Origin of the sequence: Reyranella sp., assembly GCF_036558665.1 — a bacterium.
GTDB lineage: Bacteria > Pseudomonadota > Alphaproteobacteria > Reyranellales > Reyranellaceae > Reyranella.
The window spans coordinates 1-8,644 of sequence record NZ_DATBFE010000088.1 but is presented as its reverse complement, the minus strand read 5'-3'; the positions used below and the strand labels follow the sequence as shown (position 1 = coordinate 8,644).

The window sequence follows — 8,644 nt, the reverse complement described above, 5'->3', positions numbered from 1 at the left end:
GCGATCACCTCCGACTGATCCTCGACCACGAACGCCGGACGCGCCGCCATGCCGTTCAGCCGCTCGTCGCGTTGGGGTCGCTGTCGTCTCGCGGATCGATGTGCAGGATGACCTCGGCCTGCGGATAGGCTTCCTCGATCGCCGCCTGGATGGTGTCGCCGATGACATGGGCGCGGCCGAGCGACATGTTGGGATGCAGCACGACGTGGAGCTGGATGAACTGGGTCAGGCCCGAGGATCGCGTGCGCAGATCGTGCGCGCTGCGCACGCCGGGTTGGCGGCGCACGATGTCGAGGATGCGTTCGCGGTCTCCGGCCGGCAGCTCGTGGTCCATCAGCACGTCGATCGAGGTCCGTCCGATGGTCCAGGCGCCGGTCACGAGGTAGATCGCGACACCGAGCGCCACGGCAAGATCGATCAGCGGCTGGTCGAGGCGGCTCGCCGCCAGGATGCCGGCACCGACCGCGATGTTCGTGACGAAGTCGGTAGTGTAGTGCGCCCGGTCGGCGCCGATGGCGATCGAGTTGGTGCGCCGCACGACATGGCTCTGGAAGAGCATGAGCGCGAAGGTCAGCACGATCGCCAGCGCGCTCACCAGCAGGCCGGTCGTTTCCTGCTGCAGCGGCCGCGGATGCAGGAAGCGATCGATCACGGTCAGCACCAGCCCCCCGGAGGACGCCGCGATGAAGCCGGCCTGCGCCACGCCGGCCAGGGCCTCGGCCTTGCCGTGGCCGAAGCGGTGGCCTTCGTCCGCCGGCACCAGCGCCTGGCGGATGGCGATGAAGGTGATCAGCGAACTCACGAGATCGAGCGCCGAGTCGATCAGCGACGACAGCATGGCGACCGAATCGGTGAGCAGCCACGCGACGCCCTTGGCGGCGACCAGGACCGTCGCCACCGACATCGAGGCGAGGCTCGCACGCCGCATCAGCCGTGCGGCGACGTTCGGCTCGATCGTCAGGGATAGAGAGTGCGTGTCGACCAAGGGGCACCGGCAGCGGGGCGGCTGTATTCCAGACGATCATGCAGCCGGAAGGCGCCATCCTGCCAGAACTCGATCAGAAGCGGCTGCAGGCGGAAGCCGGACCAATGGGCCGGTCGCGGCACCTTGCCGATCATATGCCTTGCCGTGAACTCCGCCACCCGCTTCTCCAGCGCGAAGCGGCTTTCGAGCGCGCGCGACTGGTCCGACGCCCAGGCGCCGATCTGGCTGCCCCGGTCGCGGGTCGCAAAATAGGCGTCGGCCTCCTCTGGAGACGTCTGCGACACCGGCCCTTCGAGGCGCACCTGTCGGCGCAGCGATTTCCAATGGAACAGAAGCGCCGCCCTGGAATGAGCGAGGAGCTGACGTCCCTTGCGGCTTTCGTAGTTGGTATAGAAGACGAAGCCCGATGCGTCGTAGCCCTTCAGCAGCACCATGCGGCACGACGGCGTGCCGTCGTCGCCCACCGTGGCCAGCGCCATGGCCGAGGGGTCGTTCGGCTCGCTCTTCTCCGCCTCGCCGTACCAGTCGGCAAAGAGGGCGAGCGGATCGTCTTTCTCGCGGATCATGACACACAATATGGAGGGGCAAGCGGCCGTCCACCACCGGCATCTTGTCCCTTTGCCGCCGCCCCGCTAGAACGAGGCATGACAGCCGCACAATTGATGGCCGGAAAAAAAGGCCTGGTCATGGGGGTCGCCAACCATCGGTCGATCGCCTGGGGGATCGCAAAGGCCTGCCACGATCACGGCGCCAAGCTCGCCTTCACCTACCAGGGCGATGCACTTGAGAAGCGTGTGCGGCCATTGGCCCAGGAGATCGGCAGCGAGCTCGTCCTGCCCTGCGACGTGACCGACGCGGCCAGCATCGATGCGGTATTCGCCGGCATCGAGAAGAGCTGGGGCGGGCTCGACTTCCTGGTCCATGCCATCGCCTTCTCCAACAAGGACCAGCTGAAGGGCCGCTATCTCGACACGACGCCCGACAACTTCCAGCTCACCATGAACATCAGCTGCTACTCCTTCACCGCCGTCGCCCAGCGCGCCGTGCCGTTGATGAAGGAAGGCGGCAGCCTGCTCACCCTCACCTACTACGGCGCCGAGCGCGTGATGCCGCACTACAACGTCATGGGCGTCGCCAAGGCGGCGCTCGAGGCGAGCGTGCGCTACCTCGCGGCCGATCTCGGCGACCGCAAGATCCGTGTCAACGCGATCTCGGCCGGCCCGATCAAGACCCTGGCCGCCGCCGGCATCGGCGACTTCAACTACATCCTGAAATGGAACGAGCTCAACGCGCCGCTCAAGCGCAACGTCTCGACCGAGGAGGTTGGCAACGCCGGACTCTACCTGCTGTCGGATCTCGGCAGCGGAGTCACCGGCGAGGTGATGCACGTCGATGCGGGTTACCACGTGGTCGGCATGATCAAGACGCAGTCGGCCCAGCAGCTCTCCGAGCTGCTGGCCGATTTCAAGGACGACTAGGCTGCGGCCATGGCCGGCAGCAGCTTCGGCACCCTCTTCCGGTTCACCAGCTGGGGCGAAAGCCATGGCCTCGCGATCGGCTGCGTGGTCGACGGCACGCCGCCCAGGCTGCCGCTCAGCGAGGCCGACATCCAGGTCTGGATGGAGAAGCGCCGCCCCGGCCGGTCGCGCTTCGTGACCCAGCGGCAGGAACCGGACATCGTCAGGATCCTGTCTGGCGTATTCGAGGGCGTCACGACCGGCACGCCCATCGCTCTTCATATCGACAATGTCGATCAGCGCAGCCGCGACTACGGCGAGATCAAGGACAAGTTCCGGCCCTCGCACGCCGACTACACCTATTTCAAGAAGTACGGCGTGCGCGACTATCGCGGCGGCGGCCGCCAGTCGGCCCGCGAGACGGCGGTGCGCGTCGCCGCCGGCGCCATCGCCCGCAAGATCCTGGGGGACGGCGTCGCCATTCGCGGCGCCGTGGTCCAGATCGGCAACCAGACGATCGACCGCGGGAAATGGGACTGGGAGGCCACGGGCGACAATCCCTTCTGGTGTCCCGACCGTCAGGCGGCGCAGGTCTGGGAAGGCTATCTCGACGACGTGCGCAAGCGCGGCAGCTCCTGCGGCGCGGTGATCGAGGTGGTGGCGTCCGGCCTGCCGGTGGGGCTGGGCGATCCGGTCTACGACAAGCTCGATGCCGATCTCGCCAAGGGCCTGATGAGCATCAACGCGGTCAAGGGCGTGGAGATCGGCGACGGCTTCGCGACCGCCGCCATGAGCGGCGAGGAGAACGCCGACGAGATGCGCATGAAGGACGGCGCGCCCTCCTTCCTCAGCAACCATGCCGGCGGCATCCTGGGCGGCATCTCGACCGGCCAGGACATCGTCTGCCGGCTGGCGGTGAAACCCACCAGCTCGATCCTTCACGCCGTGCGCAGCATCGACCGTTTCGGCAACGAGGTCGAGTTGCGCACCAGGGGCCGTCACGATCCCTGCGTCGGCCTGCGCGCGGCGCCGGTGGCCGAGGCGATGGTCGCCTGCGTGCTGGCCGACCATCTGCTGCGCCATCGCGCGCAATGCGGCTAGGCCTCGATGCCGGCTGCGCAGCCCTTTCGGGCACGATACGGGCGACTTCACAATCTCAGCATGGCGGTCGTCGCCACGGGCATGGTGGCGGCCATCCTCTTCCATTTCGTCGCCCATCCCTCGCAGGGCGATGAAGCGCCGGCGCATACGCGGTCGGTCCTCCTCGCCGTGCTCGCGATCGCGATGACCTACTACGGCTATCTCGGCTTCCGCCGGTCGTTCGACCGGGAGCCCCAGCTCGTGATCGACAGCGACGGCATCCTGCTCGGCTTCGGCCGCAACCGGCGCTTCGCCTGGCGCGACGTGGAGTGGGTGCGCCTGCGCCGCCTCGCTTTTCGGCCGCAGCTTCAGATAGCGCTGACTCCCGATGCGTTTGTCGCCGCCAATCTCGCCCTTTCGATGTGGAACCTCGACGACGGGCTGCGGCCCGTCCGCGGCACGCCGGCGGCGGTGCTGGTGCGCGACAACGGACTCGATACGTCGGCACGGGCCATGCTTGACGCCGTTCGGGCGTTTCGGCCCAATCTCGTGAAGACCTGATTCATCCGGAGGACCCGCCATGCGGCGGCTTATCGTTGGCGTGCTGGCCACGGTCGGCGCGATCACTTTGCTGGGCGTGGGTGCAGTGGTGCTGTTCCTGGCCCGCGGGCCGCTCGCCGCCAAGCCGTTGCCCGGCGCGATGGTGCTGTCGCTCGACCTGCGCCGGCTTCCGCCCGAGAGCGCTTCGTCGGGCCTGTTGTCCGGCTGGTGGAGCGACTCGCGCGACATGGTCGACACGCTGCAGGCGCTGTGGCGCGCCGCCGACGATCCGCATGTCCTCGGACTCTATGTCGAGATCGGCGACGAGGATGCAGGCCTCGCCCGCGTGCAGGAGCTGCGCGCGGCGATCCAGCGCTTTCGCGGCAAGGGCAAGTTCGCGATCGGCTTCGCCGAGGCGCTGGGCAGCGGCGGCGATCATTTCGCGGACTACTATCTCGCGTCCGCCCTGGACCGCATCTGGCTGCAGCCGAGCGGCGGCTTCGGCGTGGCCGGCCTCGCGGTCGAGACGCCGTTCCTCAAGGGCGGCCTCGACAAGCTCGGCATCCGCATCGAAGGCGGCAAGCGCTACGAATACAAGAGCGCGCCCGACAGCTTCACCGAAGCCGACATGACGGGGCCGGCGCGCGAGAACCTGCAGCAGCTCATCGACGGCCTGTACGGCCGGTTCATCGACGACGTGTCGCGCGACCGGCGCATCGTGCCCGCCAAGCTGCGCCAGCTGATCGACGCGGCGCCCTTCGACTCCGAGCGCGCCCGGGCCGAAGGGCTGGTCGACAAGGTCGGCTACCGCGGCGATGCGATGGACGATGTCTGGCAGCATGCCGGATCGACGCGCGAACTCGTCAGCCTGTCGGACTACGACGACGCGAGCCGTCGCTCGAACGCCGGTCGCGATGTGGTGGCGCTCGTCCGGGTGAGCGGCGCCATCGTCTCGGGGACGGGCGGCGACCGGCCGCTCGGCGAGGATCTGCGGGCCGAGTCGGACGACATCGTCGATGCCCTGGAGGCGGCGGCACAGGCGAAGAAGGTCAAGGCGATCGTGCTGCGCATCGACTCGCCCGGCGGCACCTATCCGGCGTCCGACGCGATCGCCAACGGCGTCGGCCGTGCCCGGGCGACCGGCAAGCCGGTGATCGTGTCGATGGGCGATGTCGCGGCGTCGGGCGGCTATCTGGCCGCCGTGCGGGCCGACACCATCGTCGCCGAGCCCACCACCATCACGGGCTCGATCGGCGTGTTCGGCATGTGGCCGGTGGCGACCGATCTGCTCGCGACCTTGGGCATCCGGGTCGATCGTCTGCGCGCCGGCGCCAACGCCGGCATGTATTCCTCCTTCCACGTCCCCACGCCGGCGCAGCAGGCGGCGATCAACCGCGAGCTCGATGCCGTCTATGCCGACTTTGCCCGCCAGGTCGGTGAAGCGCGCCGGCTCGATGCAAGCCGCCTCGACTCGGCCGCCCGCGGCCGCGTCTTCACCGGCATCGAGGCGCGGCGGGCCGGCCTCGTCGACGAGCTGGGCGGCCTCGACGTCGCCCTCAAGATCGCCAAGGCCAGGGCCGGCATCGACGAGTCGCGGCCGATCGCGGTGGAGGTTTTTCCCATCGAGACCAACATGCTGCAGCGCATTGCCGGCCGCCTGATGCGGCTCGCGGACGTCACGGTCGAGGGGCCCGAGGTCCGTGCGCCGCGCGAGCTGCGCGACCTGCTGGCGCGATTCGGCATCGCCGCCCGCCCCGGCAACGTCCGCCTGCCGCCGTTGCCGCCGCTCTGGCGCTGACGCTCCTCAAGCGCGCAGCCGGATGGTCGCGAGCGTCTCGAGCCGGTCGCCGTCCCGCCGCAGCAGGCCGAGTTCCTCGACCCGGCCATGCATCGGCAGGTGCTGGCGTTCGACGAGGCGCGCAAGCTGCTCGGCCTCGGCCGCGCGCTCGAACAGGCCGAGCGTGACGTGAGGCTCGAACGGCTCGTTGCCCGGCTGCGAATTCAAGGCGTCGTAGAGAGCCGTCAGCTCCGCCGCGCCGTCGCCGGGCACACCGTAGAGATAGGCGGCGCGCGACGGCGGGTTGCGATCGAAGCGAACGACACGATCGAGCATGAACCAGAACGGTCGTTGCCGGAGCTGATCGAGCGAGCGGCGCAAGGCCGCCTCGCTTTCCGGCGGCGCGCCGAAGACCAGCGTGAAATGCGGGCCGATCAGGTCGGCCTCGCCCGGATGATATCGCGCCCGCAGCCTCCGGAGCGCGGTGTCGTCGGCCTCGCTCAGCACGGGCCAGGCGACGACGAACAGCACGTCAGCCGTAGCTTTTCGCCATGCCGAAGGCGGGGTCCATTGCCGCGCCGTAGGGCGGGAACGGATAGCGCAAGCCGTTCTTGCCGAGATGGCCCATGCCCTCGACCGCGCGCAGGAACTCGTCGGGCGGGCAGGCCATCAGGAGCTCGTCGTCGGCAACGCCGCCGTAGCGCCGCTCGGCATAGCAAGGAAGCGACAGCGAGGTCTGGCGCGTGGCGAGCGCCCGCCCCCACGAATCGGCGCAGGCGCTCTCGCCGGTCACCGTGAAGTCGTAGCGGCGATAGCGGTGGAACTGCAGGCCGTTGATGAAATAGATCATCTGGCCCGGCGTCCCGTAGAACAGGCAGATATCGGGCGGATCGAGCCGCGCCGAGCGCAGCGGTGACACCACCAGGCCGTTGTACTTGCCGTCGGGCACGCGCGGCATCTGCGCCTGGTGCGCGGCCGACGCCTCCTTGTTGCCGAACCACACGCCGTTCATGTGATCGCCCGACAGGAAGCCCTCGCCGGGATGGTTGAGGCCGACGACACCGCCGCAGTTGCCGCCGCGCGTGTTGTCGACGGTGATGCCGAGCGTGAAGCCGTACCAGCGCGACTGCGTCACCATCTGGCACATGGTGAACTTGAAGCCGTCGGTCGGCTTGCGCACGCCCTGGATCTTCTCCATGTCGGCCGGATCCTCGAACAGGCGCATGCCGATCGGTTGGGTGCGGATGCGCAAGAGATCGATCAACTTGGCGCTGGCTTCGGCCAGCATCTTGCCGTCGATCTTCTCCGGCGGCGTCCACGGGGCGACCTTGTAGCCCGGCGGCAACGTCTGGACGTTCATGGTTTCCTCCAGTGGCTAGGTGAGGTTCAGCCCACCATCGGCTATGACGATCTCACCCGTAACGTAATCGTTGGCGACCAGCGCGGCCACCAGATCGGCGATGTCCTCGGGTTTCGCGGGCCGATGCATGGGCGACCGGCTGTTCCAGAGCTCGAGCGCGTCGGCCCAGCTGGCGGTCATCGGCGTCTCGACCAGGCCTGGCGCCACGCAATTGACGCGGATCGCCGGGCCGAGGGCGATCGCCAGCAGCCGCGTGACATGGTGTAGCCCGGCTTTGGCCGTGGCGTACGGGATCGATGCGCCCTTCGGTCGCGTGCCGGCATGGGTGCCGATATTGACGATGCTGGCCGGCCGGCCGTCGGTAGATGCCTTGCGCAGGGCGGACTCGGCCTCGCTGATCAGCACGAACGGCGCGATCAGTTTGACGTCGAGCATGCGCCGCCACACCTCGGGCGTCGCCGCCTTGAGATCGGCATGCGGGATGCGCACCGATTCACCGGCATTGTTGACCAGCACGTCGAGCCGCCCGTACTGCTGCAGCACCGAGGCCACGAGCCCGCGCGCCGCGGCCTCGTCGGCCAGATCGGCTTGGTGGTAGCTGGCGCCGGCCAGCTCGTGTGTCATGCGCTCGCCAATATCGGCCGACTGTCGCGAATGCAGCGCAACCTTGTAGCCGTCGCGCGCCAGCCGGCGCGCCGTGGCGGCGCCGATCCCCGAGGTCGAGCCGGTGATGAGGGCGACGCGTTCAGACACGGGTCTTCAGAGCCTCGAGCGATTCGTCGGGACGCTCGACCATCATGAAATGCCCGCTGTGGGGGACCATCACGGTAGACGATCCGGCGATAGCCGCCGCCAGCGGCTTGGCCTTGCTCGCCGGCGTCATGAGATCGCCGTCGCCCAGCACCAGCACCGTCGGGCACTTGACGGCGGCGCCGCGCGTCGTTGCGTCCTTGTAGGCGTTGCAGGCCGCAAGATCGCTATGGATCACGCCGGGCTTGTTGCCCGACAGCACGGCCAGCGATTCGCGGCGCAGCCACAGGCCGGGCGAGACCATGCCGCCCTTGTGCAGCGCGTTGCCCATGCCCCAGAAGGTCATCAGCTCCTGGACCTTGAGCGTGTTGGCCTTGGCCGATTCGAGCATCTCGGGATGGACCGGCATCTCGGCCGCGACGCCGCAGAGGCCGAGTGCCCTCACCTTGTCGGGAAAGCGCGCCGCGGTTTCGACGGCGACCAGCGCCCCCATGGAATGACCGACCAGGGCGGCCTGTTTCAGTCCGGCTGCTGCAATCAGCGCCGCCGTCCAATCGGCCATCGCCGCGATGTTCTCGAGGGCCGGTCCGTCCGACCAGCCGTGGGCCGGGAAATCGACCGCCAGGACGCTGCGGCCGTGATGGGCGAACCAACGCGTCTGCAGGCGCCAGGCCGTGCGGTCAAAGCCCGCGCCA

At 68.6% G+C, this 8,644-nt stretch carries 10 protein-coding genes; 4 read left to right on the top strand and 6 right to left on the bottom strand.

Annotated elements, in window-relative coordinates:
- Window positions 1–55: 55 nt before the first annotated feature.
- Window positions 56–928 carry a cation diffusion facilitator family transporter gene (locus tag VH499_RS14425; protein WP_332053436.1) on the bottom strand — a complete coding sequence of 291 codons (873 nt, stop codon included), beginning with the start codon at window positions 926–928 and terminating at the stop codon, window positions 56–58.
- A gap of 29 nt (window positions 929–957) precedes the next feature.
- The gene (pdxH, locus tag VH499_RS14420; protein ID WP_332053435.1) at window positions 958–1,551 is read right to left on the bottom strand and encodes a pyridoxamine 5'-phosphate oxidase; all 594 of its coding nucleotides are present in this window, start codon (window positions 1,549–1,551) and stop codon (window positions 958–960) included.
- A gap of 78 nt (window positions 1,552–1,629) precedes the next feature.
- Here pdxH and fabI point away from each other — a divergent pair, with 78 nt between their 5' ends.
- Genes fabI through sppA form a run of 4 tightly spaced genes read left to right on the top strand, consistent with a single transcriptional unit; the run spans window position 1,630 to window position 5,860 of the window.
- Complete coding sequence (gene fabI, locus VH499_RS14415) at window positions 1,630–2,463, top strand: enoyl-ACP reductase FabI (RefSeq protein WP_332053434.1); 834 nt, start codon at window positions 1,630–1,632, stop codon at window positions 2,461–2,463.
- A gap of 9 nt (window positions 2,464–2,472) precedes the next feature.
- Entirely contained in the window at window positions 2,473–3,543 is a 1,071-nt protein-coding gene (gene aroC, locus VH499_RS14410; RefSeq protein WP_332053433.1) for a chorismate synthase, read from the top strand.
- Window positions 3,544–3,603: 60 nt separating this feature from the next.
- On the top strand, window positions 3,604–4,083 hold the full coding sequence (locus tag VH499_RS14405) for a hypothetical protein (RefSeq protein WP_332053432.1): 480 nt from the start codon (window positions 3,604–3,606) through the stop codon (window positions 4,081–4,083).
- Window positions 4,084–4,102: 19 nt separating this feature from the next.
- Window positions 4,103–5,860 carry a signal peptide peptidase SppA gene (gene sppA / locus VH499_RS14400; RefSeq protein WP_332053431.1) on the top strand — a complete coding sequence of 586 codons (1,758 nt, stop codon included), beginning with the start codon at window positions 4,103–4,105 and terminating at the stop codon, window positions 5,858–5,860.
- A 6-nt stretch (window positions 5,861–5,866) separates the two neighbouring features.
- On the opposite strand, the gene VH499_RS14395 is transcribed toward sppA, so the two are convergent.
- The 4 genes from VH499_RS14395 to VH499_RS14380 form a co-directional block, all read right to left on the bottom strand.
- On the bottom strand, window positions 5,867–6,370 hold the full coding sequence (locus tag VH499_RS14395) for a 2'-5' RNA ligase family protein (RefSeq protein WP_332053430.1): 504 nt from the start codon (window positions 6,368–6,370) through the stop codon (window positions 5,867–5,869).
- Between the two features lies 1 nt (window position 6,371).
- The gene (locus VH499_RS14390; RefSeq protein ID WP_414709786.1) at window positions 6,372–7,199 is read right to left on the bottom strand and encodes a DUF169 domain-containing protein; all 828 of its coding nucleotides are present in this window, start codon (window positions 7,197–7,199) and stop codon (window positions 6,372–6,374) included.
- 15 nt (window positions 7,200–7,214) lie between these two features.
- Window positions 7,215–7,952 carry an SDR family oxidoreductase gene (locus VH499_RS14385; protein ID WP_332053429.1) on the bottom strand — a complete coding sequence of 246 codons (738 nt, stop codon included), beginning with the start codon at window positions 7,950–7,952 and terminating at the stop codon, window positions 7,215–7,217.
- Window positions 7,945–8,644: alpha/beta hydrolase (locus tag VH499_RS14380; RefSeq protein WP_332053428.1), on the bottom strand; the 700-nt coding region annotated here is incomplete at its 5' end. The genes VH499_RS14380 and VH499_RS14385, both read right to left, overlap by 8 nt.

What these genes read in the sequence shown, in the direction of transcription:
- VH499_RS14425 (WP_332053436.1), bottom strand. Translation starts at nt 928, where the DNA reads ATGCGGCGTGCGAGCCTCGCCTCGATGTCGGTGGCGACGGTCCTGGTC.
- pdxH (WP_332053435.1), bottom strand. Translation starts at nt 1,551, where the DNA reads ATGATCCGCGAGAAAGACGATCCGCTCGCCCTCTTTGCCGACTGGTAC.
- sppA (WP_332053431.1), top strand. Translation starts at nt 4,103, where the DNA reads ATGCGGCGGCTTATCGTTGGCGTGCTGGCCACGGTCGGCGCGATCACT.
- fabI (WP_332053434.1), top strand. Translation starts at nt 1,630, where the DNA reads ATGACAGCCGCACAATTGATGGCCGGAAAAAAAGGCCTGGTCATGGGG.
- VH499_RS14390 (WP_414709786.1), bottom strand. Translation starts at nt 7,199, where the DNA reads ATGAACGTCCAGACGTTGCCGCCGGGCTACAAGGTCGCCCCGTGGACG.
- aroC (WP_332053433.1), top strand. Translation starts at nt 2,473, where the DNA reads ATGGCCGGCAGCAGCTTCGGCACCCTCTTCCGGTTCACCAGCTGGGGC.
- VH499_RS14405 (WP_332053432.1), top strand. Translation starts at nt 3,604, where the DNA reads ATGGCGGTCGTCGCCACGGGCATGGTGGCGGCCATCCTCTTCCATTTC.